Genomic DNA, 26,176 nt, shown 5'->3' on the forward strand with positions numbered 1-26,176 from the left:
GGGGAGGGAGGCGTGGCACGGTCGGGGCGTCAGAGCTTGCCGCGGCGGGCCTCGAGTTCGGCGCGGATTTCGTTGATGCGCCCGGTGTCGAGCCGGTAGCAGGAGGCCACCCAGAGGGCGCCGCCGATGAAGAGGGTGGGCACGAAGGCGAGAAGCAGGCGGAGTGAATGCATGACCTCGGGGCTTTGCCCCGTCGCGCTTTTGGCGTCGAAGCCGATGGCAGCGACGAGCACGCCGGCCACCGCGAGCGCGAGGGAGTAGGCGAGCTTGGAGATCCAGGAGAAGATGGCGGCGAAGGCGCCCTCGCGGCGTTCGCCGGTCTGGAGTTCGTCGTGGTCCACGACGTCGCCGGCCATGGAGGGGAGGAGCATCCAGATGGCGGTCATGGCCATGGCGCCGAGCATGCCGTTGACGAGGGAGAGGTAGGGCAGGTCGGGCCGGTAGGTGACGAGCGTGGCGAGGCTGGAGGCGAAAAAAATCCCCATGATGAGGAGGAGCGCGGTGCGTTTGCCGTGCCGGCGTGCGATCCACTGGAAGACGGGCACGGCGACGAGTCCGGTGACGAAGGAGCAGGTGCCGGTGAGGCCGGTGAGCCTGGCCGCGAGCACGGTGTCGCCGCCGCAGACGTAGTAGAGGCGGGTGAAGAAGGCGATGCTCTCCACCGACAGGGTGCCGAGCATGAAAAGCAGGGTGAGCAGGGAGAGCTGGAGAAAGGGGCGGTTGCGGAAAGTGAGCCGGATATTTTTGAGCAGCGGCACCTTTTCCCGGGTGCTGACCTGATGGTAGTAGCGTTCGCGGCAGAAGAGCGCGGGCAGGACGCCGAGGGCGGCCACGAGCACGCCGGCGACGAGGCTGAGGCCGAGCGCGCCCCGCAACTGGTCGATTTTTCCGTCCGGGCCGCGAAAAACGGGGAGCTGGGCGAAGAACCAGATCCAGCTCAGCAGGAGCCAGACGCACTTGCTGAAATAGGTGCGCGCGGCGGCGACGTTGGTCCGCTCGACGCTGCTGGGGGTGATCTCCAGCAGCAGGCACTGGTAGGGGATGTTCCAGAAGGTGGTGACGAGGTACATCAGGAGCTGCGCGCCGATCATCCAGAGGATGATGGTCTGCATGCTCCACGAGGCGTCGAAGAGCCAGAGAACAGGCATCCACAAGCCGCTGAGAAGCGCGCCTGCGAAAATGTAGGGACGCCGACGGCCCCAGCGCGTGCGGGTGTTGTCGGACAGCCAGCCGACGAGCATGTCGGTGATGGCGTCCCAGAGCCGGTAAACCATGTCCAGAAAGCTGATCAGGGCGGGGGAGACGCCGAGAGAAACGACGAACACGGGCAGCACGAAGTTGTTGTTCGTGTTCATCATCAGGCCGGAGGCGAACTGGCCCGAGGCATAGGCGAGCTTGGGGCCGGGCGGCACGCGATCCTCGGGCGCGACGTCGGTGGCGGCAGGCCCGGCGATGATCGGGAGAGGGTCCGCGGGCTTGCTGAGGGTGGTGACGGTGGACATGATGAGGTGAGCCCGGGCGGGTTAATGGCGGACAAAGGGCGCGAGCGCCGGGTTGGCGATTTGCATGGAGATGCGGAAATAATCAGAAAATGCGACTGGGCGTGGCCGCCTGATGGTGGGTGAGGGTGGTCCTGAAGAGCGCGCCGGCCGGCCAGACGGGCACGCTTTCGCACTCCAGCTCCTCGATGCGGCAGGCCGGGTCGGCGAGGTGGGAGCGGAGCCGGCGCCCGAGCGTCTCCAGTCGGGAAAGCAGGCCGGCGTAGCGGCGCTCGAGGACCTCCCAGCCGAAGGGGCGGTAAATGGCATGCCAGCGGGCCTCGTGGAGCTGGCGCAGGGCGACGACCTCGCGGCGCAGGGCGGGAAGGTCGTTCTGAAGCAGCCGGCGAAGCAGGGGGTGGTCGCCGGCCCGGTAAGCCGGACGCAGGGCGAGGTGGAGGCGGCATTTGAGCGCGAGCACGGCAGCGACCTGGCCGGGATAATCCAGGAGGGCGTTGCCGGACCCGGCATCGCTCCACTCCGCGCAACGGGCGGCGATGCGCTCGAAGTGTTCCGGGAAAGACGGGCGGACATGGCGATCGAGAAACCCGAGGAGCGGATCGTGCCAGAGGAGCCATTTGGCGGGGTTCGCGTGATAGAAGGCGGCGGGATTTTCGCCGGGCACGAGATCGAGCTCGCCGGCGGCGATCCAGACGTCGGCGTCGGCGTCGCTGCTGCCGTTGAAATGAACCGGGAGATTTTGATCGGCCTCGGCGGGATTGCCGTAGCCGAGCTCGGCGAAGTACTGGATGGCGGGCAGGGCGGAGAAAGCGTCGCCCTCCATGCCGTCGTCGCCCCACATGGTGACGAAGGCCTCGCGGAGACCGTTGCCGCGCGCCGCCTCCATGCCGGCCCGGAGGGTCGCCAGGGAGTGCGGAAGCTGGGGCCAGGGGCGGTTCCAGGTCCAGATGCCGCCGGCGAAGACGGGCTCCTTGCCCATGGCGCGGTGACGGGCGATCCACTCGCCGTAAAACGCGGGGTCGGTGTGATAATAATCCCAGTAAACGAGATCCACGTCCGCCGGCACCCGGGCAATCGTCTCCGGCGCGATGACGGAGTCGCGATCGTAGTAGTCGTTGGTCCTGGACCCGAGGCGGAAAAACATGTCGCTCCAGATCATCGGGCGCAGGCCGAGGCGGCGGCAGGTTTCGCCGGTGCGGCGCAGGTGGTCGGTCAGAATCTCGAAGGGGGAGCGCAGGCCATTGCGGACGCGGTAGTTTCCGGAGCCGATGCCGTGGGCCTCGTCCATGCCGAGATGGATGCGGCGGGAGCGGAAGGGCGCGGCGGCGGCGGCGATCATTTTCTCGACAAAGGCGTCGGTGGTCGCGTCGCCCACCAGCAGGACTCCGGCCGTGTCCTGCATCGCGCGGTAGACCGGCCACTGGAGGACCTGCTCCAGATGGCCCAGCGCCTGGATGCAGGGGATGACCTCGATCCCGAACAGGAAGGCGTAGTCGTCGATGGCGCGCAGTTCGTCCCGGGTGTAGCGGCCGCGGAAATACCCGAAGAGCGGCTCGCCGGGGATTTCATAGGTGTCCTCGGTGTAAAGCATGAGCTGCCGGATACCCATGAGCGCCAGATGCCGGATGAATTTCCGCACCGACTCCGGACGGAGGACGCCGTTCCGGGATACATCGAGCATCACGCCCAGCATATCGAAGGCGCAGGTCTCTTCGCGGGACACCGTTTCGCCGGCTTCAAGCCGGCCGATGATGATCCCGAGGGCACGAAACGCCTCCACGGGATAACCGCAGCTGACGTGAATATCCTGGTCGGGGTCTTCCTGCCTGATCGAGATATGGCTCCCCCGATGAGGATTGAGGACGAAGCGAACGGTCACTCCGTCGCCGTCCGCGGAAAAGCGGTGCGCGTGGTCTTGCGCTATTTCATCAAGGCCGCCCTGAAGTGCGGGATCCGCCAGAAAGGCGCTGGAGAGCAGGCGGGCCGCAGGCGACTCGGGAGACAGGGAGGTGAGTAAGGAGGATTGCATGAAAACTTGTTTCTATGGATGAAATAAGTGGACTCCATGTCAACATCGAAGCGTCGGTAAAATTTTTCTTCCGATTGTAAAAACCTCATGAATCCCGGGGATTTCATGCGAATGATTGTTGTCATTATCAATTGGTAATAAATAAGTAGAATATTAAAATAATGAGAAGTCCATGTGTCCGAAAGGCACTCCGAAAGAGCTGTGCTTCCATTTTGCCCCTACTTTTTTTCTTGACCGAAATAAGTGGATGTCGCTCTTTTCGCCACGCCGGATCCGAGTGCGGTCATCGCCCGCCGGGCGACATTGGGGCCCGTTGATTCCGGCAGACTACCATAACTTCAAATCCACTGTTCATCATGAAGCTTCGATTCAGTTCGCTCGCATTCGGCGCGGTCCTGTTGTCCGCTCCTGTCCTGTCCGCCCAGACCCTGGTCTCCTGGGGACCGTCGGCCGGCTACGTGACCGCCAACCAGTCCGGCCAGCGTGCAGCCGGCGGAGGGGTAATCCCCTTCGATCTGGATACGCCGATCAGCCCCCTTTCCGACGACAATTACACCGGCGGCACCTTTTACGGCGGGGTGGACGGTGCTCCCAGCCTGAACACCGGCTTTGCGGTGTTCAACAACAGGGACTACAACGAGGGGAACGACGCGCTGGTGTTCGGCCGCGCCACCGGAGTGGAGCCGGGTTATAAGGTGAGCGGCGTTTTCCTGTGGAAACAGGAGGATTTTCTGGTCGGCCCGGACGGGGCGACGGACAGCGTGACGGTCACCTCGTTGTCCTATGCCGGCCTGAGCCTCTCCGGCACGGCGACGGCCAGCGAGGCACGCTTCGTGCTTCAGCAGGGCTCGTCCTATCTCATCAGCGACAACGTCGTCCTGAACAACGGGTTCCTGGCGACCCACTCGCTGACGGATCTTTCGAGCGTGAACTGGCATTCCTACGATCCCGGCGTGAGCATCACCGCCATCGGCCCCCAGGTCAGCTCGCCGTCGTTCGACGGGGTGACCGCCCTCGGGATCTATCTCACCACCACGGCGACCGACACCGACGCGCTCAACCTCGTCCTCGCCGCGTTCAGCGCGTCGGGTGTTGTCTCGGCCATTCCCGAGCCGTCCACCGTGGCGCTGCTGGCCGGACTGGGCGGCCTGGCAATCGTGGTCATGCGCCGGCGCAGGTAGCTCTAACCCTTCGCCATTTCCCGCCATGCGTCGTTCCACGCCAGTCGATTCCCGGTCAGGCTTCACCCTGATCGAGCTGCTTACGGTCATCACCATCATCGGCATTCTCGCCGCCATCCTCATCCCCACCGTCGGCAAGGTTCGCGACACGGCGAGGACCAGCACCTGCGCCTCCAATCTCCGCCAGCTCGCTGCGGCCTGCCTGCTCTACGCGACCGAAAACAAGGACCGTTTCATCCCTGTGCGAGAGGAAAGCGCTGACGGGCCCATCTGGCGCATCAAGCTCGAGCCTTACATCGGTTCGCGCCGCGCCGTGCGAGGGGTGCTGATTTGCCCTTCCGACTCGATCACCGAATACCCTGACTCCTCCAGTGTCGGACGATGGCCCGCCTCCTACGGGATCAATCTGGGCTCCCAGGTCCTCGGCCAGAGTCCGCTCTACGAATACCAGCCCGATGCCAAGGTGTCCAGGAGCATGAGCGTCATCCAGCAGCCCAGCCGGATGATCATGATGTCCGATATCGGAACGGGCGGTTCCGGCTCCGCGCCTGCAAATCTCGCCGACTGGAGCGAGGGGAGCCGGAGTGTGTCGACGCCGAGTTACGGCTACGCCCGCTTCCCATGGGGCGGCAACTTCAATTACGATTGGAGCGTCTGGCCGCGCCACGGCGGCAAGCGCAAGGCGAACTGCGTGTTTTACGACGGTTCGGTGCGCGCCCTCGACCTCATCGCCGACCTGAAGAACCATCCGGACGGCGATCCCCTCTGCCTCTTCGACAACCACTGAGGCGCTTGCGCAAAAGCCCATGCGAGGTGCTGTCACGGTTTTTTCAACCAGACTCCGGAGCCGGATGCATAATTGGATACAAGCCTTCGCCGCCGGCCTCGTCGGCGGGGCATGTGATCTTTTCCGGTGTCCGTTTTTCCGCCGAAGAGAACACGCCACGTTCTCGTCGGACTCCCCGGACCAACCTCCCCCGTTGGCCCCAGCCATCCAACCTGTCCTCCCTATGTCTAGAAAACTCACATCATTGGCCATTGGCCTGCTTTTGCTTTCGGCCGCCGCCAGGGCCGAGAACGTCTCCCTGGTCGCCTGGGGCGAATCGCCGGACTTCGTGACGTCGAATCAAAATACCCAGCGCAGTTCCAGCAGCGGGGAAATCCCCTTCAGCCTCGCCACTCCCATCACGCCCGCCGACGGCTATGACGACACCCTGTTTTACGCCGGCATCAAGGCCATCGGCACCGGCGGCCTCAACTACGGCGCCAAAATCGTCAACGACGACCCCTACAACGGCGGCGGCAACGACACCTTCGTCTTTGGCCGCACCGCGACCGGCGCCCAGAGCGGAGATCAGGTGACGGGCGTGTTCATCTGGAAACGGTCCGATTTTCGCACCCTCGCGACGCCCGTCTCGAATCCCCTGACCGTGGAGAAGCTCACGTTCCGGGGCCGCGTCAACGGCACCGTGTCATCCGCCAGGGCCCGGTTCGTCCTGAAATCCGGCGACAGCTACATCATCAGCGACAACATGGGGCTGAACACCAGTTACACCTCCACGCCCAAGGTGCTCTCCAATCTTTCGAGCGTGAACTGGTATTCCTACGATCCCGCGGACATCAACACCATCGGCCCGGCGGTCGGCTCGCCCGATTTCACGAACATCGACGGCGTGGGCCTGTTCCTGACCGCGACCAACGCCGGCACCGGTGCACTGCTGCTGGCCTTCTCGTCCTTCGACGCCGAGGGCAACACGAAGCCCCTGGTCTTCAGTTATTATCCGACCTACCGGCAGTCCTCCAATCTGCCCATCGGCTCGATCCCGTGGTCGAAGACCTCGCACATCGTGCACTCCTTCGCCACGGCCGATGCCGACGGCGTTCTCACCGGCGTGACGGGTTACCTGCCCAGCTCGACTCTCGTGAGCACGGCTCACTCCAACGGCGTGAAGGTCCTGCTGGCCCTCGGCGGCGGCGCGAACTCCGCGAACTTCACCGCGATGGCGCAGGACCTGACCAAGCGCAACGCCTTCGTCGCGGCGGTGGCGAACTGGGTCTCGACTTATGGCTACGACGGCATCGTCCTCGACTGGGAGTTCCCCGGCGCCGGCGACGCGCAAAAGCTCGTGAACTTCGTCTACGGCCTGCGCACCGCGCTGCCCCCGGGTTCCGAAATCGGCCTGAACGTCGGCACCAGCGCCTACGCCTCGGCCGGCGTAGTCGCTACGCAAATACCCTCGGACAACCCGAATACCACGCTCGACGAGCTCATCGATTACCTGATGGTGATGAGCTACGACTACCACGGCAGCTGGAACTACGCCGGCTACAACGCGCCGCTCTTCGCGGTGTCCGGCGTGGGCGACGATTTCTCGTTCGACAAGACCTGGGACTGGTGGACCGTCACCAAGGGCTTCTCCGCCTCCAGGGTCATCATGGGCCTGCCCTTCTACGGGCGCGGCGTTACCGGCTTCACCGCTTTCGGTTCTTCGGTCACGGGCGACACGACCTACACCTACATCGAAATGCTGTCGAAAATCTCCTCCGGGCAGTGGACGCTCTACCGCGACACCACCACCGGCATGACGGACGTGGATCTGTATGAGAGCCACGAGTTGCCCCACATGGTGAAGAGCGGCGAGATGATCAGCTACGAGGACACGCAGTCGATCCCGCCCAAGGTCCGCTGGTTCCGGGGCAAGGGCCTCCAAGGCTACCTGATCTGGGAGATCGGCCAGGACTACGACGGCACGACCAATCTCCTGCTGGATTCCGCGCGGGAGGTCTGGTGAATTCGCGTCCTCCCTTGCCATCGGACAAAACAGCATGAGTAACGGCGCCGCGACCGGCAACGCGGGGCGGGTGGCCTCGATCGACATCCTGCGGGCGCTGACGATGGTCCTGATGATCATCGTCAACGACCTGTTCACCCTGAAAAACACGCCGGCGTGGCTGGGCCACTCGGCGAGCGGCGTCGATGGCATCGGGGTGGCCGACGTGGTCTTTCCCGCCTTCCTGTTCCTCGTCGGCCTGTCGCTGCCCCATGCGCTGGAGGCGCGTCGCAACAAAGGGGATACGGGCTTGCGGCTGGTCTGGCACGTTGCCGTCCGCTCGTTCGCCCTGATCGTGATGGGCGTGTTCCTGGTGAACGGGGAGACCTGGAATGCCCAGGCCGCCGGCATGCACCGGTATTGGTGGAACCCCCTGTGCTGCCTCGGCTTCATTCTCGTCTGGTGCACCTATGACAAGATCCCCTCCCGGGCAGGGAAGATCGCCCTCCGTGTCGCGGGCGTGGCGGGTCTGCTCGCCCTGGCCTGGATCTATCGCGGCGGATCGGGGGACAGGATTCACCGCTTCGCGCCGGTGCCGGAGTGGTGGGGCATACTCGGGCAGATCGGCTGGGCCTATCTGGTCGCCGGCCTGGTCGCGATTTTCGCGCGCGACCGCATCCTCGTCATGCTGGGCGGCTGGCTGCTTTTTGCCAGCCTCAGCATTCTGTTCAGGATGGGGCTGGTGCCGAAGGCCCTCCTGTTCATCCCGCGGCCGATCATCGCGGGCACCTTGACGGCGTTCACGATGGGCGGCGCGTTGTCCGCGATGATTTTCAGGCGGTATCGGGAAAAGGACGACAACCGCGCGATCTTTCTGCTGCTCGGCGGGATGGCGGCGGCGTGGACCGGGCTGTACTTCGTCACGCGCCCGTATTGGGGGCTGGCCAAGATCGGCGCCACGCCCGCGTGGCTGTTCTTTTGCAGCGCGCTCACCGTCGTGCTGTTCCTCGCGATCTACTGGCTGGCGGACCTGCGGAAAAAAACGGCGTGGTTTCGCCCGATCGGGCCGGCGGGAACGCACACCTTGTTGTGCTACCTGATGCCCTATCTGCTGTATGGGCTGCAACGCGCCGCCGGCTTTCGCTGGCCCGAGTATCTCTCGACCGGCTGGGTGGGCATCGCGAAATCGGCGGTGTTCGCGCTGGTTTGCGTGGGGTGCACGGGACTGCTGGCGCGCGGCGGCATCCGTCTCAAGGTGTAAATGCCAAGGCGCCCGGCCCTTCAGATTCTAGAGTAACCGGACCGGTAGCCGAAGCCTACATGCCCCGACTTTTCCCGGAGTCATCGGGATCAAAACGAGGGGCCTGGAATATAAACGTCCCCGTGCGGCCAGACGGTGTCGGAGAGCGGTGCGGCCAGGAAGCCTTCCGCCCGGATGCGAACCGCTTCGCCCGCGGGGCCGACTCCGTCCCGCAGCAAATTGTTCACCGGCCGGTAGCCGCTCGAGGCGTAGTAGCGCTCGTTGCCGGAAAGCACGGAAAACGCGAAGCCCCCGGCGCCCATCCGGCGGTGCGCGGCGGCGATCAGCGGTTTGACATAGCCGCGACCCTGATGATCGGGGCGCACGCAAACCTCGGCGATGCCGCCGATCCGAAGCGTGCGGCCGTCGTCGGTGAAAAGCTGCTTTTCATGCGCCGCGAGATGCGCGACAGGCGTGCCCGTCGCGTCGCGGATCAGCCAGCGATGCGCCGGCGGCTCGTTGAAATAGCGCCGCGTTTTGAAAACGTGATCCTGCGGCTTGGTGAAGCAGGCGGAGAGAAGCTCGCGCAACGCGAGGTCGAGCGCTGCATCGACCGCGGAGTCCGCGATGTAATCGATCGGGGGAGGGGGGAGCATCCTGTTGGGAAACGGCGAAAATCCGAGGAAATGCTACAACGCGGGCTTCGGCGGCGGGTCGGGTCGGCCGGGTTTGCTCTTGCCACCAGGCTTCCTGAACTTCCTTGTCAGATTTACCGGATTTGGTTGATTGTTAATGAGCTAAAACGTGAACCAGGATGCAGAAAAGTGCAGGGATGTGAAGCTGAAAACAAGGATCCGGACAACATTCGGGCAACTTGCCGCAGCTCAAAAACCGGCACTCTCTTCGCCGGGGAGGTGAGCAAACGCCGGGCTGGCGGCTGCGTCGATCTCCATCCGACAGTATCACGGTTGCCTTGGGGCGTGTCGTAGCCCTATCAAGCATGAAACCCGCCCCTATGAAGGGCGGGTTTCGCGGTGAAAGTGGTGGACCCTAGCAGGTTCGAACTGCTGACCTCCTCAATGCCATTGAGGCGCTCTACCAACTGAGCTAAGAGCCCGTAAAGGGAAGGGCGAAAAAGGCCTCTTTGAACCAGGTTGGCAAGGAGTTTTTTCGCCTTTTTCGCTTTCCGTCCAGTCCGGTTTTCAGCCCGCCGAGGCGAGGGCATCGCTCCGGGGTCGGAAGGCGCTGCGGAAGCTGGCTGCAATGTAGTCGCGGTTCATCCGGGCGATGAAATCGTGGCTGATCAGCTTCGGGCAGGCAGCCGAGCACTCGTACTGGTTGGTGCAGTTGCCGAAACCGAGTTCGTCCATCTTCGCCACCATGTTGAGCACGCGGGCGTCGCGCTCGGGCTGGCCTTGCGGGAGGAGGGCGAATTGCGAGACCTTGGCCGACACGAAGAGCATCGCGGAAGCGTTCTTGCAGGCCGCCACGCAGGCGCCGCAACCGATGCACGCGGCGGCGTCCATGGCGAGGTCGGCGTTTTCCTTCGGGATCGGGAGGGCGTTGGCGTCGCAACCGGAACCGGTGCGCACGCTGATGAAGCCGCCGGCCTGCTGGATCTTGTCGAACGCGGAACGATCGGTGATCAGGTCCTTCACGACCGGGAACGGGTGTGCGCGGAAGGGCTCCACAGTGACGACCGCGCCATCGGCAAAGCTGCGCATGTAGGTCTGGCAGGAGGCGATGCCCTTGTGCGGGCCATGCGGCTTGCCGTCGATGACGAGCGAGCAGGTGCCGCAGATGCCTTCACGGCAGTCGTGCGCAAAGGCAATCGGGTCCTCGCCCTGGCGTTCGAGGTCGTTGTTCACGACGTCGAGCATTTCGAGGAAGGACATGTTGGGATCGCAGTTCGCGGCCTTGTATTCGACGAACTTGCCCGGCTTGTCGGGGCCGGCCTGGCGCCAGACGCGGAGCGTGACGGAAATCGGTTTGTTGGTGTTTTCAGCGACCATGATGTGTGTGTCGGGTTGGCGGCTTGGTGTGACGGGTGGGTCCGGGTGGCGGGCTTACTTGTAGGAGCGCACGCTCATCTTGACGGTTTCGTAGTTGAGCGGTTCGACGTTGCGGAGGGGCGTCTTGCCTTCGCCCTGGTATTCCCAGGCGGCGACGTGCGCGAAGTTGACGTCGTCGCGTTTGCACTCGCCATCGGGATACTGGTACTCCTCGCGGAAGTGGCCGCCGCAGCTTTCCTCACGGGTGAGGGCGTCGCGGCACATCAGCTCGGCGAGCTCCATGTAGTCGGCCACGCGGTTGGCGCGCTCGAGGGCCTGGTTCATGTTGTCGGCGGAGCCGGGGACGTTGACGCTCTTCCAGTACTCCTCGCGGAGTTCGGGGATGAGTTTGAGCGCCTTTTCGAGGGTCTCCTTGGTGCGGGCCATGCCGCAGTTTTCCCACATGATGTTGCCGAGGCGCTTGTGGAAGTGGTTGACCGGCTCCTTGCCCTTGATGGACATGAGGCGGTTGATGACGCCGGAGGCATCGGCTTCGGCGGCGGCGAAGGCGGCGTGGTCGGTCTTCGGGCGGCTGCCGGGCTTCTGCGTGGCGAGGTAGTTGCCGATCGTGTACGGGATGACGAAATAACCGTCGGCCAGGCCCTGCATGAGGGCGGAGGCGCCGAGGCGGTTGGCGCCGTGGTCGGAGAAGTTGGCTTCGCCGAGGACGAAGAGGCCGGGGATGTTGGACTGGAGGTTATAGTCCACCCAGAGGCCGCCCATGGTGTAGTGCACCGCGGGATAGATGCGCATGGGCTGCTTGTAGGCGTTCTCGTTGGTGATCTCGTGGTAGATGTCGAAGAGGTTGCCGTAGCGTTCGCGGACGGCGTTTTCGCCGAGGCGGTTGATGGCGTCGCTGAAATCGAGATAAACACCGCGCTTGCCGGGGCCGACGCCGCGGCCTTCGTCGCACATGCGCATGGCGGCGCGGGACGAGACGTCGCGGGGGGCGAGGTTGCCGAAGCTCGGATAGATGCGTTCGAGGTAGTAGTCGCGGTCTTCCTCGGCGATGTCGTTCGGGTTCTTGTCGCAGTCTTCCTTTTTCTTCGGGACCCAGATGCGGCCGTCGTTGCGGAGCGACTCGGACATGAGGGTGAGCTTGGACTGGTAGTCGCCGCTGACCGGGATGCAGGTCGGGTGGATCTGCGTGTAACAGGGGTTGGCGAAACAGGCGCCGCGCTTGTAGGCGCGCCAGATGGCGGTGGCGTTGGAGTTGCGGGCGTAGGTCGAGAGGTTGAAGACGTTGCCGTAGCCGCCGGTGGCGAGGATGACGGCGTCGCCGGCGAAGCGGTGGAATTTTCCGGTCTTGAGATCGCGGGTGATGACACCCTTGGCCTGGCCGTCGACGAGGACGAGGTCGACCATTTCGTGTTCGGTAACGAGTTTCACGCCGCCCTGGCCGACCATTTTCGAGAGGGCGGAGTAGGCGCCGAGGAGGAGTTGCTGGCCGGTCTGGCCGCGGGCGTAGAAGGTGCGGGAAACCTGCGCGCCGCCGAAGGAGCGGTTGGCGAGGAGGCCGCCGTATTCACGGGCGAAGGGCACGCCCTGGGCGACGCACTGGTCGATGATGTTGACGGAGACTTCGGCGAGGCGGTGGACGTTGGCCTCGCGGGCGCGGTAGTCGCCGCCCTTGACGGTATCGTAGAAGAGGCGGTACACGCTGTCGCCGTCGTTCTGGTAGTTCTTGGCGGCGTTGATGCCGCCCTGGGCGGCGATGGAGTGGGCGCGGCGGGGGCTGTCGTGGAAGACGATGTTCGTCACCTTGTAGCCGAGCTCGGCGAGCGTGGCGGCGGCGGAGGCTCCGGCGAGGCCGGCGCCGACGACGACAACCTCGTATTTGCGCTTGTTGGCCGGGTTGACGAGTTTCAGGGACTCGGACTTGAACTTGCTCCACTTTTCAGCGAGGGGGCCGGGAGGGATGTTGGAATTGAGTGTTGCCATGATCGGTTGCGCGGGTGGGCGGTTGGCTTTGGTCGGTTAAGGCGTGGGTCGGATTAGCGGGCGGCAGGGGTGACGGCGGCGGTTTTGGCGGTGGCCTGGCCGGCGACGTATTCGGCGGCATAAGTGCCTTCGGCGGGCTTGACGAGGCCGCTGAGGATCGCGCCGGGGATGGCGAGGTTGCCGAGGAAGTAGAAAATGCAGAAGAGCGAGACGAGGCCGCGCAGGGCCGGGGACCAGCGATGGTTGCGCCAGCCGATGGTCTGGAACAGCGAGTCGATGCCGTGCAGGAGGTGCACCGCGAGGAGCGAGGTCGCCAGGATGTAGAAGAGGGAGACGACCGGATGGGTGAACCCGATAAAGACCATGCTGTAGACGTCATGCACCTCGTCGCCGGCGGCGGCGCCGTGGATCGGGAAGCCGAAGATGTGGAAACCGTCCTGCATGACCCAGTGGTCGAGGTTGCTCTTGAAATATTCGTGGCCGGCCACGCCGACGGTGAAGTGCAGGACATGGTAGATGATGAACGCGAGGACCACGAGGCCGCTCATGCGCATGTAGCGGGAGGCGACAGAGGCCTTGAGCCATTTATGGACGCCGTATTTCTCGGGGCCGCGGGCGGCCTTGCTTTCCGCCCAGAGGCAGATGGCGGCCCAGATGTGGATGCCGACGCAGGCCAGCAGCACGATGCGCACGACCCAGAGGGCGGGGCCGAGCGACTGCAAAAAGTGCGCATAGCCGTTGATCTTGTCGGGATGGCTGAAGATCTGGAGGTTGCCCACCAGATGGCCGGCCGCGAATCCGACCAGAACGAGGCCGGTCAGGGCCATGAGGAATTTTCGTCCGATGGAGGACGTGAAGAGATTACGGATGAGGCTCATCGCGTGGATGGAAGGGTGGTGGTCTGTTGGTCAACGAAGCCGCCTTCCGTTGAAGCGGATGACGGCAGCGAGGGCAACCGTAGGGACATGGCGCACCGGTTGTAAAGGGAGCGCTTGAAGAGAACCTTATTCTGTCGCCGGTATTAGGCAGCCTGAACTTTACCAGAAGACGCGCATGCCGGCGGCAGGGGTGCGGGGCGGGGTAGCTGTCTCCTGCACGAGGCGGGCCGGCAACGGTGGTCGACCCGCGGGCTTTCACCGGACGAGCGGCTTGAGCAGGGCAAATTTCCCGCTCGCGGCGGGAACGATGAATTTTTTGCGGAAGGCCACCACGCGCACGCCTTCGCCCAGCATGGCGGCGAGGGCGGATTCGACACCGGCAGGCGCCGCGTGGTCGGCCACGTAGTGAAAATCCCAGCGGGTGTCGCTCGTCTGCACGAGGCTGTAGTGCCAGCAGCGGAACCCGTTCGCGCCGTCTGCCGGGGCGGCTTGCTCCAGCGCCTCGTCCACCTCGGAGGGCGAGATCAGGCGGCGGCCGGCCGGGTCGTTTGCGGCGTTTCCGGCGCCTGCGACGGTCGCCACGTGGAGCCCGCCCTCACGACCGAGCAGGCGAAAGCCGCCGCCGGGCATCCGGCGAACGATGTCGCCCGTATGGTAGCGCAGGAGCGGCATGGCCTCGCGGTCGCGGGTGGTGACGTGGATCTGGAAAACGTCGCGGAAGCCCTGATACGGCACGAGCTCGACGAAGACATTTTCGTCGATCACACGCATGTCGTCGCGGAACGCCTCGCCGATGAAGATGTAGCCGGCCTCGGTCGAGCCATAGAGATCGACCTGCGGCGCCGGGAAGACCTCCGCGATGCGCGCGGCGTGCTGCCTGCTGGCCTTGCCGTAGGTAAGGATGACGACTTTCACGCTCGGCACGGTGACGCGGCGTTTTTGCACGGCGCGGGCCAGCAGCGACAGGTAAACGGGTTCGCCCTCGATCACATCGGGTTGCACGGCCTGGAGTTCCGTGACGATGCGGTCCCACTCGCTTTCGGGGAACACGAAGGGGTCGCTCGTGAGGTTGAGGTACACGACGCCGTCGAAATACCGGTGCGGAAACGGGTGGTCCTCGTACGGGCACAGGTTGCTGGAGCAACCGACCGGGGCGAGGATGCAGCGGCGGTGCGGGCGGCCGGCGAAGGGGGCGAGCAACGGATGGGCCCGCCAGGCGCGCGTGGACTGCGCGTCCCACCAGCCGTCCTCCATGATCACGGTCATGGGCGACTGGGTGGTGCCGCCGGTGGATTCGTATTCGTAACGGTGCTCCTGGAGCCCGCGCTCGATCACCGTGTAGTCCTCGAAAAACGCCTGGTGCCCGCGTTCGACGATCTCGTTTTTCGAGAGGGCGGGGATTTCCCGGTAGCAGTTCCAGTGCAACGGGTCCTCGTGAAGGGGGAAACGTTGCCCGTACAGCGGGCTGCGCCGGTAGATGCGGCGGATTTCCGATTCGAGCGGGCCGGGCAGGCGGCTGCCTTCGGCGGGGGTCAGGATGGCGGGATCGTTGGCAAAGGTGGGCGCGGACGGCATTGCTTGAAACGCCATAACTTAGGGGGGAGCCCGGTGCTGTCAAATGGCTGCCTGCGACAACCCCCCGCCCCCTCTCCGGCCGCGGTTGTTGACAGAATCGGCTTGGCATTTTGTGTCGCGACCATGCGCTGACCCCGCAACAACATGGCTTTCCCGTTCTTCACGTCACGCGCCAGAACCATCCGCGAACGCTGCGGCAACGATCCGGTGACCAGACTCCGGCTCCGCTACGCGCCGTATTATCACGCGCCCGAGTGGCAGGACGGCACCCGCATCCGGCTCGACGGGCGCGACATGATCATGCTCGCGAGCAACGATTACCTCGGCCTTTCCTTTCATCCCAAGGTCATCGAGGCCGCCCGCGCCGCGCTCCTGGCCTGGGGCACGAGCACGACGGGCGCCCGTGTCGCCAACGGTTCCCGCAGCTATCACCTCGCGCTCGAGGAAAAACTCGCGGCCTTCCTCGGACGCGAAGCCTGCCACGTCCACGCCGCCGGCTACCTCTCGTGCATGTCTTCCGTCGCCGCCTTCGCACAAAAGGGCGACACCATCCTCGCGGACAAAAACATCCATTCCTGCCTCTGGGACGGCATCCGGCTCTCCACGGCCGCCATCGAGCGCTTCGCGCACAACAACCCCGACGACCTCCGCAGCGTCGCGGCCTCCCTTCCGGCCGACACCCCGGCGATGCTCGTCATCGAGGGCGTCTATTCGATGGAGGGCCACATTGCCCGCGTGCCGGAACTCCTCGACGCCGTGGCTCCGGTCGACGCCTTCACGGTGCTCGACGACGCGCACGGCTTTGGTGTTCTCGGGCGCGAGGGACGCGGCACGGTCGATCATTTCGGCGTCAACGACCGCATCGACATCCTTTGCGGCAGCCTCTCGAAGGCGCTGGCCAGCACGGGCGGTTTCGTCGCGGGTTCGCGCGACCTGATCGAGTACCTGCGCACGCACGGCAAGCACACCCTGTTCAGCGCCGCGCTCAGCCCCGCGCAGGCCGCGGCCGCCTCCGCCGCGCTCGATGTCTTGCAGGCCGAGCCCGAACACCTCGAACGTCTCAGGGCGAACACCCGCCGTTACAAAAAAATCCTCGATGATCTCGGGCTCGACACCTGGGACAGCGAGACGCCGGCGATCCCGATCGTGCTCGGCAAAAAGGAACGCGCCTACGCCTTCTGGCAGGCGCTGCGCGAGCGCGGGGTGTTCAGCGTCATGTCGCTCGCCCCCGCGGTCCCGCCGGGCAAGGACCTGATCCGCACGGCGATCTCCGCCCGCCATACCGATGAACAGCTCGAGCGGATCGCCGACGCCATGGCGTACGCGAAAAAGCGGAGCTGAGTGACAGGGGCGTCGCAAGCGACGCCCCTGCGAAGTTTGTAGTTGGAAATTGGCGGTTGGTCTCCGGCCTGCGCTGCCGGCTGCGCAATGTCAGTGATGGCTCTTTCCCGCGTCGCCAGCGATGGCGGCGAAATTTTTGTAGATCTGCAGCCCTTTCGCCTGGCTTTTTTCCGGGTGGAACTGGGTGGCGAAGCAGTTGCCGCGGGCGATGGCCGCCGTGAAGGCGCCTCCGTAATCGCACTCGGCCAGCACCAGGCGCGCGTCCGCCGGCACACAATGGTAACTGTGCACGAAATAAAATGCTTCGCCGGTCGTCAGCAGACCGGCGGCCAGCGGCGAGGCGGGCTGCGTGAAACGGAGGGTATTCCAGCCCATGTGCGGGATCTTCAGGCCAAGTTCGGGCGCGAGCCGGAAGTGGATCACCTTGCCGGGAAACACACCGAGGCCGCGCGTGCCGTCGCCATTGCCGCCTTCTTCCGAGTGTTCGAACAGCGCCTGCATGCCGAGGCACACGCCGAGGAAGGGGCGGTCATCGCGAATCCAGCCGCGCACGGTATCGTCGATACCCGAGGCCCGCAGCGAGGCCACACAATCGCCCAGCGCGCCGACGCCGGGGAGCACCAGCCCGTCGGCATGCGCCGCAGAGATTTCGGCGGCGGAGCGGACGACGCGCACGGAGGCGCCCACGGCTTCGAGCGCCTTGGTGACGCTGCGCAGGTTGCAGATTCCATTATCGATGACAGCGATGGTCGGCATGTGACGAGTGAACGGGAAAAATTCAGCCACTCGCCCCGCGCCGCAAGCCTGCGTTCAGCCTTTGCCGTCGATACGCACACGATGGGTCCGCCGGCAATTCATGCAATCGACCGTCGCGCGACGCTGGGGAAAGGGCAGCTTGAGCATCATGCAGACGGCACCCCAGGCATTCAGCACCCGGACCCGGGTATCGCCGGAGCCGCAGAAGGGGCACGCGAGGATTCCTTTTTCCGACTGCGGGAGAGTGAGGATGCGGCGGGCGTCCGCCCAGTCGTCTTCCTCCACCTCGATCTTCACGCCGCCGACCGCATTGGACAGCAGCCAGTCGAACGTCACCGTATTCTCATCGCGTATGAAGACGGGGATGCCGACGCTTTCCAGCCGGGTGGCGGCCATATGGGCTTCGGCCGGTGTCGAGAAGGTTGCCACGGTTCTCATGGTCAGAAGTCAGGGTGTAACTGGTGTTACGCAGGCGGAGCCCGGAGCGGCGGCATTCCTGCCGCTGCGACGACGCGAAGCGTCGCCGGTGTGTTTCCGGACATCGCGGAGAGGCAACGCACACGGGCAAGATGCCCGTGCCACGCCGATCCGGCGGCTTCGCCGTCTGCGGGCGGGACGCCCGCGCCACTCGTTCTCATTCTCGTTCTCTTACTCTTACTCCGGATCGTACTCATTCTCGTACTCCTTCTCTTTCTCTTACTCTTTCTTGTGCTGCGGCGCGCCGTGCGTGCGTGCGTCGTGCGAGCGCCGGAGCAGGAGAACGATCGATCCGGAGAACGATCAGGAGAAAGAGAAGGAGAACGAATCCGGACCGGAGAAAGAGAACGAGTAAGAGTACGAGAACGATTCCGGAGTGGGAGCGGGCGTCCCGCCCGCGCCACACGTTCTGTCAATCCGGCAAGGGATGCCCATGCCACCGGCACTTACCGGGTGCTTTCGCGGGCGGCGACGATGCCGGCGGCGACGGCGGGTTCGCTGCCGAGCGTGCCGCGGATTTTTTTGAGATAATCGGGCCGGGCGGCGGCGCGGGCATGATCGGTCACGCGGGTGAGACGGCTCTTGATGTCGAGCTGGAGCGCCACGTCGGCGTAGTTGTGCTTGTGCAGGAACTTTTCCAGGTACCGGGCATGCTCGTCCCAGGTGGCGGCGTCGATCTGGCGGCGGGCTTCGAGGCGGGCATGGTACCAGTCGCTCTTCAGCATCTGCTCGCGGTCGAAGAGCGCGCGGAATTCCGGAGCGTCGGGTCCGTGGCCTTCCCAGGCGCCGTCACGCATGATGTGCAGGAGGGCCTTGAGCGGCGGGCAGGCGTCCTGGATGGAGCCGTCGGCAAAGTAGCTTTCGGCGGCGGTCTTCATCGCCTCGACGATGTTGGCCATGCCTTCGGCGAAGACGTCCATGTCCTGCAGCTCGGGCTTCAGGAATTCCTCGTCGAAAACGGTGCTCGGGTTGCTGAGGACGCGGCCGAAGAACGTCTGCACGCCGCGCGCGGTGATGCGATAGCCGAGGCGCGAGGCGAGGACGGGTTTGCCGTTGTGGACAAAATCCTGGCAGCGCTCGAAGTAGCCCTTGGAAATGAGGTTCTTCGGGTCGCGCTCGGGGCGCGTCATGCGGCACCAGATTTCCGGGACGAGGAGGCTGATGTCGTGATCGACACGGAGCTTGGGGCCGACCCAGCCGGCGGCGGTGGAGAAGGCGGGCAGATCGGTGAGGAGGAACGAGACGAGCGCCGAATTGAGGTCGTAGATCGGCGGCAGGGCGTTGAACGGGCCCTTGGTCAGCGCGCCTTCGGAGCCGGCTCCGGTGGTGGAGGGCGACTTGCCGGTGAGGCTGGCGATGAGATCCATGAACGCCTCGGGCAACTCCTGGTAGTGGATGGGGTTGAACACGCAGAGGGGGCGGACGCCGGCCTCGGGCGGGTTGAGACGGCGGCCCATGAGGACGGCGCCGACGGGGAAGGTGACGGGATCGTCGGCGGCGAGGCGGCGGCGCAGGCGGGCGGCGGCGTGGGCTACGCGGGTGGCGCGCGGATCGAGAAGATCGGGGCGGACCTGGAGGTAGCGCGGGTTTTTGGTCGGTTTGCCGTCCACGATGCGCGGATGCGCGGGCGAGGCGAGGAAGGCGGCGCGCGGGTGCGAGGCGAACTCCTTGAAGAGATCGCGCACGGGCTGCGTGAAGGCGTCGAAGCCGAGCGTGTCGCTGATGATCTCCGCGGCGGCGGCGCGGTCGAGCGGCTCGTAGTTGGAGAAATAGGTGTCGGGCTTGGCGAAGTCTTCCTCGGTGTGGCGGTCGTAGCCGCGGATGATGGCGTCGTCGGGCCGCTGGAAGAGGCGGGTTTCGCAGTTATGGACGAGCTTGACCGAGGCGCCGCCGCGTTCGGGGAAGCGGGGGAGGCCCTTGACGTCGGCGAGCGGGGCGACGGTGGACGCGGTGATGTCGTCCTCGACCTGGATCTTGATGGCGGGGAGGAAATCGCTGCGGAGCGAGAAGGTGCGCCAGCCGCCGGTGGCCGTGTAGCCGATGCGGAGAAACTGCGTGGTGGCGCGGATGCCGTGGTACTTGATCTCGTTGCCGGGACGGCCGTTGATCGTATCCACGGAGAAATTACTGGCCCACTCCTCGCCCCACTCGGGTTTGTAGAGGCGTTTGACGAGGAGGACGATGTCGCGGACGTAGCGCGGGATGGTGGTGAGCCAGGCGTTGTACTCGTCGGTGTAGTCGGGGCTGCGGCTGAGGAGCTTGACGACGGAGCCGAGGGAACGCGCCGGACTGAGGATGGGGCGGCTGGGCGTGGTATTGCGGGAGGCGTCCTTGTAGCGGCCGTAGTAGTTTTTGTGGAGAAGTTCGCGGACGAGCTCGATGTCGCGCACGGGGTCGGAGATGAAGATCGGGCCGGAGAAGGTGGCGTCGGCGATGGATTTCGAGATCTCGGACTTGCCGCCGCCGGAGACGGTGCAGGGTTTGTGGCAGAGGAGCCCGCTGGGGCTGGAGCCGCGCAGGCGCCAGCGGCGGCGGTCGGGGTTGACCATCTCGACGCGGTAGCCGTTGGGGTAGATGTAGGTGATGCCGGGGAGGAGTTTCAGGTCGGGCCGGGCCTCGGATGCGCTGTCGCTCCAGATGACGCTCTGGGTGCGCAGGTCGAAGCGGGCGGATTCCGGTATGTAGTAGATGTCGGGGTACACGTTGTCGCGCGCCCAGCCGCCGGGCTGCGGGGTGGCGTTGGCGCCGAGGAGAGTGAGGGCGCCGGCGAGGGTGTAATCATTGTCGGGATACAGGTTGGTGAGCCGGAAGTTTTCGCCGAGGTCATAGCTGGCGAAGGCGATGGCGCCGCCGGAGTGCTCCTCCTCGGCGGAGCCGAGCAGGTTGGCCGCGTAGGAGATCTGGGTCTTGATCTCTTTCTTGCAGTAACCGAAGTAGTTGTCGGAGAGGATGGTGACGATGACGCCGGAGGCGTCGCGGGAGGTGATCTTGAAGGCGACGCCGTCGTTGTAGAGTTCGTCGGGCTTTTTCCACGCCATGCCGTCGCGGCGCTGGCGATCGGTGGCGTCGTCCCATGCGGGGAGGCCGAGTTCCTTTTTGGTGAGGCTGGCGCTGAGATGCGGGGCGAGGATGATGCAGCCGGTGTGGCCGGTCCAGTGTTCGGGATCGAGGGCGGCGTCGTTGGCGGGGAGGTGGGGGTCGCCGGCGTTGCCGAAGACGCTTTCGACAAAGTCGAGGTTGGCGACGAGCGAGCCGGGGACGAAGAAGCGCGTTTCCATGGAGCGGCGCGGGGTGAAGCCGGCGACTTCGGGGACGACGACGGGGCGCTGATAGAGCGAGACGAAGCACTCGGCGGCGGTGGCCTGGCCGGCGGTGAAGGGGAGTTGCAGGAGCTCGGAAGGCGGGTTGAAGGCGTGGCGCAGGAGGCGCGCGAAGACGGCGGCCGGGACGGCTTTCTTGTCGTCGGGGATGGGGAGGCCGCCTTCGGTGACGTGGAAAATGCCCTTGGTGGTGCGGCGGTCGGACTTGGGGTTGTGGAGGACGCCGTTGTGGAGGCGGTACGAGGAGAGGATGGGGCTTTTGTGTTCGTCGGCGGAGGGCGGGAGAGAGAGGGCGCGGGCGAGGCCGGGGCGGTCGAGGACCAGCGTCTGCGCGGGGAGGCGGGGCGCGCCGCCGTGTTCCTCGAAGGTGGCGTAGAGGTAGTTCTGGATGCGCTGGTCGACGGGGCAGAAGTGGCGGGTGAGGAGGCGGTCTTTTTCGCGGCTGAGCGTGAGCAGGTGGTCGACGAGGCCGGCGAGGTGGTCGGCGTCGGAATCGGGCAGGGCGATGGTGGGCTGGCCGATCTCGCGCAACTTGAGGTTGAGGTAGGCGAGGATGCGAGGGTCGCGGGCGTCGGGAAGCTGCGGGAGGAGTTCGGTGGAGGCCGTGTGGGTGGTGTTGGTTTCGCTCATACTCGGGGCAGAACGCTACCGGGAGCGAGGCGGCGAGCGCAAGGCTGCGGGAGGGGGGCGGATGGAAGTTGCCAGGAAATGCGCAGGGGGGTGGGGAGCGAGGGGGAGAAAAAACAGGGTTTTGGTCTTCAGAGGGAATCAGATTCAGGTTCGGTAAACTCCCGCCCATTTCTGTTTGTCACCCTCTGTATCCGGTAGCGGAAGCCTGGAACGCCAGGCGCACCTGGTCACTGTCGGCAGTTTCCCATCCATTCCGGTGCATCAGGTGAACAGTCACAATGCCATTTTTCGCATCTATGGAGAGATTCGCGCCGGTGGCTCCATTGTGCCCGAAAACGTTGCTATCGGAAAAGAGCTTCGTTCCAAGTCCATAGCCATTGTCAACATGGGCGGGAATTTGGCGGCTCGCCATGAGCGTTACGGTTTCGCTGCGCAGGTAGCGGTGTCCGTCGAGTTCGCCTCCGCGAAGTAACATGCGTCCAAACTTCGCTATATCGGTGGCGCTGGAAAACAGACCTCCGGCGGGCACCGGATAACGACGGGCGCGGTCGTTGAGCGGGTGGCTGAGTTGGGCAATGGTTTGCTCCTCAAGGGCAGTTTTGTCCGGACCGATCCCATAGATCGAGGCGAGGCGGGCGAGTTGGCTCGCATCGGGCCAGAATGTTGTGTCGTTCATGCCGAGCGGCGAGAAAAGCCGTTGTTGCATGAAGTCCTCGTAGCTCCGGCCGCTCAGCAGCTCGATGAGGCGCCCGGCGATGTTGATGCCTTCGTTGGAATAGAGAAAGTCGGAGCCGGGTTCAAAAAGCAGTTGTTCATGCGCGTAGCTGCGCACGGCTTGGGCCAATGGATATCGGTCGAGAGCGGGAGTTTCGGCGGGTGTGGCATACGGAAGCCCGGACGTGTGGCTCAGTATCTCGCGAATCGTGATCGGATGTGTGGGCGGTTTGATTACGCCAGATGCCGTTTTTAGCTTCAGGCGGGCAAACTCCGGCAGGTATTTCCATACCGGATCATCGAGACCGATTTTGCCTTCCTCGACAAGCATCATGAACGCCATGGTCGTCATCGGCTTGGTGATGGAGGCGATCCAGAAAAATGTATCCGGCTTCATCGGACGGCCGCTGGCGATATTCGCGCAACCGATGCCTTCGCAGTCGAGCACGCTGTCGGCGTCGGCTACGAGCCAGACGATGCCCGCTACCGTGCCTTTGTGTACCCAGTCGCTCAGGGTATGAGTAATTGCCCGGCTGGTAGCCGATGTGGTGGTGACATCATCAGCAGATATTGCAGGAATATCGGATGCCGCCGGCGGAGACGGATGGCTGACGCTTGTGTTCATTATAGGCAGGAAAATGTTCCTGTCTGCAGAGGGTGGCGTTGGCCATCCGGCATCACGATATCGCCTTGTAGGGGGTGCGCAGATTCGGGCGTGACGACATGAAGCGTGAATTGTCCTGCTTCGTTTTTCCAACGCACTTGCAACAAGCCTTGCGGGAGCAGGCAGGCACCGGATGCATGAGCAAGGTCTCCACAGAACGGACGCACCTCCACGTGTTGCCAGCCGGGGGCGAGCGGACGGATGCCGAGGATGGCGCTGGTAAAAAACGCCAGCGGGGCCGCCCCCCAGGCGTGGCATGAGGAGGCGCATTGCGGATAGCCGGTCTCCGGGTTTTTCCACGCTACCGTCCAATGTTCCCATGTCGCGGTCGCACCGGCTTCAAGCATCGGAGCATAGCGCCGGCGGATGATGTCGAGCGCGCGCTGCTCCTGTGAATGCAGGCGTAACGATTGTAATACTACATGCATGGAGAATGGGCTGGAAGGAACCGCCGTCGAGTTATCACCGAAAACCTCCGCGAGGATTGTCCCGGCACGTTCGCTTCCCGGCGCCTCGAGGTGCAACAAGGCATGCGCCGCCGTCACCTCGGAGAATCCGGACGTGAACCGTTCGTCCGAGCGCGCGTCCGCGTAGCCGCGGGCCGCCCAAAGATGCTCGCGGATGGACTGCGCCAGTTGCGCGGCCTTGCCATCGAACCACGCGAGGGCTCCGGCATCACCGAGACGTTTCGCGTATCCGGCGACCGCGCGCAGGGCGGCGAGATATTGCAGGTTGAGCGTGGTGAGGATTTTTCCCGTGCCAAGGCCGCGGCCACCGAGCCCCTCGCCCAGGTCGATATAGAGCCAGTGCGGCACCTGGTCGAGCAGGCCATCCGCGGCGCGCTCGAAAGCGGAAAACCAGCGTATCGCCCGCAGGATGTTGGGCCACCAATCGGTCAATAAACTGTCGTCACCGGAAAACTGATACAGATCTTCGAAGGCACAAATCCAGTCGAGCGAGAAAGAGGGGATGGGGCTGACGTTGCGGTTACCCGAGGGGTAGCGCGGCACCATTGATCCCGCCCAGTCCATCCCCTGGCCGATCTGTTCGATGAGATTGCGGTGCAGTTTCGCATCGCCCCAGCGGTGATGATTGAAGACGGCGGTCTTGCGCGCATCGCCGATCCATTGCTGTTGTTCGCGGGATGGGCTGTCGATAATGCCGTCCTGGCAGCAGAGCCGGATGCTGTGGGCACAAATCGCATCGAGACGGGTGAGCAACGGATCGTCGCACGTGAAACCCTCGACTTGCGGTAGCGGATAGTAAAGCGTGCGCACCCAGGCACGGTGCAGCGTGACAGGCGCAGCGGACCAGATCCAGAGTTGCACGTGCCGGAAGGCGAGCCAGTTGAATGCCACTTCCAGGGTTTGCCGTCCGCCGCGCAGTATCCAGCGACTCGTGAGGATGCGCGCTTGTTCGGGCTTGGGAATGATGTCGCCGGGGGCGATGGAATCGGAAAACAACGCATCGATCACGGCTCCCGCCGTTCCCTCGATTTCGAGCCGGAAAAATCCGGCCTCGATACGATCGAAGCCGATCGTGACGATGCGTGCCGTGGCCGGCGTGATCGCCGGGGGGATTTTTATGGGGAACGAGGCCTCCGGGTTCGCGGTGTCGGCGAGAGGGAATGGGCGCGGTTCGCCGAGTGCTTCAATGGCCGGGGTTGAAAAATCGGCAAACGCGTGACGCACGCGCGGGCAGGCATCGACATCCCGCTCCTCGCGCCGTGGAAGCGGATTCTCGACAAAATGATACCACGGGGTCACGGCGAGATCGGATTTGATGTAGCCAGTCGCCGACCAGCCGGAATCGTCGAAATCGGGCAAAACCCATTCAGGGAGCGACAGGCGAGTATCCTGAACTTCGATACAACCGAGCGGACCATGCAGACGCGGCGTGAGGCGGACGAACCCGGCGGCGGGCAACGCCTTCCAGGCCGGATCGCTGACAACGACGCAGGTTTCGCCATTGGCGCCGCGAATCACGAGCTGGAACAGCAAGCCTTGCATGATGCTGATGCGCGCTCCCGTCCCGAATCCCTGGAAGAGGACGAGCACGGCAATGGTGTTGTCTCCCTCCTGGAGAAGCGGGACGGCGTCGTAGCGATCATAATAAGTCCAGGTCGGGTCGCTGCGTCCCGGCCCACGCCCGAAGCGCCGGCCATTGATCGAAAGCTGGTAATGCGTATCGGCAAAAACGCGCAGTTCCGAGGAAACGGGAGCGAATCCGAGGTGAAACGTTTTCCGAAACCGCATGGTGCGATTCTTCGGGTTCTCAAAAAAGAGTGTCTCGCCGCTCATCCAGATCAGCCCTGCGCCAAGCTCCCATTTCGTATCGAGACACGACGGACGCTTGCGTTCGTAGAGAGGGTTCATTTGGGCGCGACCTTGGCTTGAATCACTTTTTTGATCGTGGACGCCACGGCATCCGCCAGCACCTCATAGCCTGCCGGCGAAAAGTGAATGTCATTGGGCGGCATCAACTCCGCCTCGCGTCCCTTGGCCACCGCGTTCAGGTCGTTGACCAGAACGCCCGCCTCCCGCATCACGCGCAGGGCGATTTCGTTGTAGCTGTCCACATCCGTCTGAATCCGTATCTCGGTTTGTTTCTGTTTTTCCGGGATGGGCGTGGTCGTGGCAAAAATTTGCACGTCCGAAGCCGCCTTGATTTTCACGACCAGCTCGCGAAGGTTTTTTTCGTATTCGGCAGGTGGCACATTTTGGCGGAGGCCGTCGATGGTGCTTTGCTTGCGGGGATTCCGGTAGCGGAGGTCATGCAGGCCCCAGTTGAAGTGGATGACGTCCCAGCGTTTCCCGTCCAGCCACTGGTCAATGTTCTCCAGACCCGTCATGGTGGAGCCGCAGTTGACCGGCGGGCGACGCACAACGGCGATGCCGTCCAGACGTTTCCGCGCGCGCTGCGTGTAGCCGATCGAAATCGAGTCGCCCAAAATCAGGACGCGGGGGAGGCCGGGAACCTCCACGACTTGCGATTCGAGTTGCACGAGCATGGGCGATTTCACCGGCGGCGCGCCAAACAGCCCGCTTGCGAACATCGGGAGCAAAACCGCGAAGGAGAATAACAGCGATTTGGTTTTCATAATAGATGT

18 protein-coding genes and 1 tRNA gene are annotated in these 26,176 nt (G+C 64.3%); 5 read left to right on the top strand and 14 right to left on the bottom strand.

The window, feature by feature from the left end:
• Nucleotides 1–29 precede the first annotated feature (29 nt).
• Nucleotides 30–1,502, bottom strand: coding sequence for a sodium:melibiose symporter (locus OPIT5_20345; GenBank protein AHF92245.1), 1,473 nt, complete (start codon nt 1,500–1,502; stop codon nt 30–32).
• An 82-nt stretch (nt 1,503–1,584) separates the two neighbouring features.
• Nucleotides 1,585–3,528, bottom strand: a complete 1,944-nt coding sequence (locus OPIT5_20350) for a glycoside hydrolase (GenBank protein ID AHF92246.1) — start codon at nt 3,526–3,528, stop codon at nt 1,585–1,587.
• Nucleotides 3,529–3,884: 356 nt separating this feature from the next.
• Here OPIT5_20350 and OPIT5_20355 point away from each other — a divergent pair, with 356 nt between their 5' ends.
• From OPIT5_20355 to OPIT5_20370, 4 genes are all read left to right on the top strand, one after another.
• Entirely contained in the window at nt 3,885–4,709 is an 825-nt protein-coding gene (locus OPIT5_20355) for a hypothetical protein (protein AHF94553.1), read from the top strand.
• Between the two features lie 25 nt (nt 4,710–4,734).
• Entirely contained in the window at nt 4,735–5,496 is a 762-nt protein-coding gene (locus OPIT5_20360; protein AHF92247.1) for a hypothetical protein, read from the top strand.
• Nucleotides 5,497–5,740: 244 nt separating this feature from the next.
• Nucleotides 5,741–7,501, top strand: a complete 1,761-nt coding sequence (locus OPIT5_20365; protein AHF94554.1) for a hypothetical protein — start codon at nt 5,741–5,743, stop codon at nt 7,499–7,501.
• 34 nt (nt 7,502–7,535) lie between these two features.
• Nucleotides 7,536–8,741, top strand: a complete 1,206-nt coding sequence (locus OPIT5_20370) for a hypothetical protein (protein AHF92248.1) — start codon at nt 7,536–7,538, stop codon at nt 8,739–8,741.
• Between the two features lie 89 nt (nt 8,742–8,830).
• Here the strand turns inward: OPIT5_20370 and OPIT5_20375 are convergent, their stop codons facing one another.
• The 6 genes from OPIT5_20375 to OPIT5_20400 form a co-directional block, all read right to left on the bottom strand.
• Complete coding sequence (locus tag OPIT5_20375; protein AHF92249.1) at nt 8,831–9,376, bottom strand: aminoglycoside 2'-N-acetyltransferase; 546 nt, start codon at nt 9,374–9,376, stop codon at nt 8,831–8,833.
• 385 nt (nt 9,377–9,761) lie between these two features.
• A tRNA-Ala gene (locus OPIT5_20380) sits at nt 9,762–9,837 on the bottom strand.
• Between the two features lie 85 nt (nt 9,838–9,922).
• Complete coding sequence (locus OPIT5_20385; protein AHF92250.1) at nt 9,923–10,705, bottom strand: succinate dehydrogenase; 783 nt, start codon at nt 10,703–10,705, stop codon at nt 9,923–9,925.
• Between the two features lie 81 nt (nt 10,706–10,786).
• Nucleotides 10,787–12,712 (bottom strand): succinate dehydrogenase, encoded by a 1,926-nt coding sequence (gene sdhA / locus OPIT5_20390; GenBank protein AHF92251.1) that lies wholly within the window; start codon nt 12,710–12,712, stop codon nt 10,787–10,789.
• Between the two features lie 53 nt (nt 12,713–12,765).
• Nucleotides 12,766–13,590, bottom strand: a complete 825-nt coding sequence (locus OPIT5_20395) for a succinate dehydrogenase (protein AHF92252.1) — start codon at nt 13,588–13,590, stop codon at nt 12,766–12,768.
• 255 nt (nt 13,591–13,845) lie between these two features.
• On the bottom strand, nt 13,846–15,165 hold the full coding sequence (locus OPIT5_20400) for a coenzyme F390 synthetase (GenBank protein AHF92253.1): 1,320 nt from the start codon (nt 15,163–15,165) through the stop codon (nt 13,846–13,848).
• A gap of 144 nt (nt 15,166–15,309) precedes the next feature.
• On the opposite strand from OPIT5_20400, the gene OPIT5_20405 reads away from it, so the two are divergent.
• Nucleotides 15,310–16,506 carry an 8-amino-7-oxononanoate synthase gene (locus OPIT5_20405; GenBank protein ID AHF92254.1) on the top strand — a complete coding sequence of 399 codons (1,197 nt, stop codon included), beginning with the start codon at nt 15,310–15,312 and terminating at the stop codon, nt 16,504–16,506.
• Between the two features lie 90 nt (nt 16,507–16,596).
• Here OPIT5_20405 and OPIT5_20410 read toward each other — a convergent pair whose 3' ends face one another.
• The 6 genes from OPIT5_20410 to OPIT5_20435 all read right to left on the bottom strand — a co-directional run bounded on the left by OPIT5_20410 (nt 16,597) and on the right by OPIT5_20435 (nt 26,167).
• Nucleotides 16,597–17,262: an imidazole glycerol phosphate synthase gene (locus OPIT5_20410; GenBank protein ID AHF92255.1), complete on the bottom strand. Its 666-nt coding sequence runs from the start codon at nt 17,260–17,262 to the stop codon at nt 16,597–16,599.
• Nucleotides 17,263–17,316: 54 nt separating this feature from the next.
• Entirely contained in the window at nt 17,317–17,700 is a 384-nt protein-coding gene (locus tag OPIT5_20415; GenBank protein AHF92256.1) for a phosphoenolpyruvate synthase, read from the bottom strand.
• A gap of 485 nt (nt 17,701–18,185) precedes the next feature.
• Nucleotides 18,186–21,689 carry a hypothetical protein gene (locus tag OPIT5_20420; protein AHF92257.1) on the bottom strand — a complete coding sequence of 1,168 codons (3,504 nt, stop codon included), beginning with the start codon at nt 21,687–21,689 and terminating at the stop codon, nt 18,186–18,188.
• 178 nt (nt 21,690–21,867) lie between these two features.
• Nucleotides 21,868–23,028: a beta-lactamase gene (locus OPIT5_20425; GenBank protein ID AHF92258.1), complete on the bottom strand. Its 1,161-nt coding sequence runs from the start codon at nt 23,026–23,028 to the stop codon at nt 21,868–21,870.
• A complete protein-coding gene (locus OPIT5_20430) occupies nt 23,028–25,442 on the bottom strand; it encodes an alpha-L-rhamnosidase (protein ID AHF92259.1) in 2,415 nt (804 codons plus the stop codon). Before OPIT5_20430 ends, OPIT5_20425 begins: the two co-directional genes overlap by 1 nt.
• The gene (locus tag OPIT5_20435) at nt 25,439–26,167 is read right to left on the bottom strand and encodes a lipolytic protein G-D-S-L family (GenBank protein ID AHF92260.1); all 729 of its coding nucleotides are present in this window, start codon (nt 26,165–26,167) and stop codon (nt 25,439–25,441) included. Before OPIT5_20435 ends, OPIT5_20430 begins: the two co-directional genes overlap by 4 nt.
• Nucleotides 26,168–26,176: the final 9 nt, after the last annotated feature.

The organism is Opitutaceae bacterium TAV5, assembly GCA_000242935.3.
In the GTDB taxonomy this organism is placed as follows: Bacteria; Verrucomicrobiota; Verrucomicrobiia; order Opitutales; family Opitutaceae; genus Geminisphaera.

Coding starts and splice junctions, on each gene's coding strand:
- OPIT5_20345 (AHF92245.1), bottom strand. CDS start 1,502: ATGTCCACCGTCACCACCCTCAGCAAGCCCGCGGACCCTCTCCCGATC.
- OPIT5_20350 (AHF92246.1), bottom strand. CDS start 3,528: ATGCAATCCTCCTTACTCACCTCCCTGTCTCCCGAGTCGCCTGCGGCC.
- OPIT5_20355 (AHF94553.1), top strand. CDS start 3,885: ATGAAGCTTCGATTCAGTTCGCTCGCATTCGGCGCGGTCCTGTTGTCC.
- OPIT5_20360 (AHF92247.1), top strand. CDS start 4,735: ATGCGTCGTTCCACGCCAGTCGATTCCCGGTCAGGCTTCACCCTGATC.
- OPIT5_20370 (AHF92248.1), top strand. CDS start 7,536: ATGAGTAACGGCGCCGCGACCGGCAACGCGGGGCGGGTGGCCTCGATC.
- OPIT5_20375 (AHF92249.1), bottom strand. CDS start 9,376: ATGCTCCCCCCTCCCCCGATCGATTACATCGCGGACTCCGCGGTCGAT.
- sdhA (AHF92251.1), bottom strand. CDS start 12,712: ATGGCAACACTCAATTCCAACATCCCTCCCGGCCCCCTCGCTGAAAAG.
- OPIT5_20395 (AHF92252.1), bottom strand. CDS start 13,590: ATGAGCCTCATCCGTAATCTCTTCACGTCCTCCATCGGACGAAAATTC.
- OPIT5_20400 (AHF92253.1), bottom strand. CDS start 15,165: ATGCCGTCCGCGCCCACCTTTGCCAACGATCCCGCCATCCTGACCCCC.
- OPIT5_20405 (AHF92254.1), top strand. CDS start 15,310: ATGGCTTTCCCGTTCTTCACGTCACGCGCCAGAACCATCCGCGAACGC.
- OPIT5_20410 (AHF92255.1), bottom strand. CDS start 17,262: ATGCCGACCATCGCTGTCATCGATAATGGAATCTGCAACCTGCGCAGC.
- OPIT5_20415 (AHF92256.1), bottom strand. CDS start 17,700: ATGAGAACCGTGGCAACCTTCTCGACACCGGCCGAAGCCCATATGGCC.
- OPIT5_20420 (AHF92257.1), bottom strand. CDS start 21,689: ATGAGCGAAACCAACACCACCCACACGGCCTCCACCGAACTCCTCCCG.
- OPIT5_20425 (AHF92258.1), bottom strand. CDS start 23,028: ATGAACACAAGCGTCAGCCATCCGTCTCCGCCGGCGGCATCCGATATT.
- OPIT5_20430 (AHF92259.1), bottom strand. CDS start 25,442: ATGAACCCTCTCTACGAACGCAAGCGTCCGTCGTGTCTCGATACGAAA.
- OPIT5_20435 (AHF92260.1), bottom strand. CDS start 26,167: ATGAAAACCAAATCGCTGTTATTCTCCTTCGCGGTTTTGCTCCCGATG.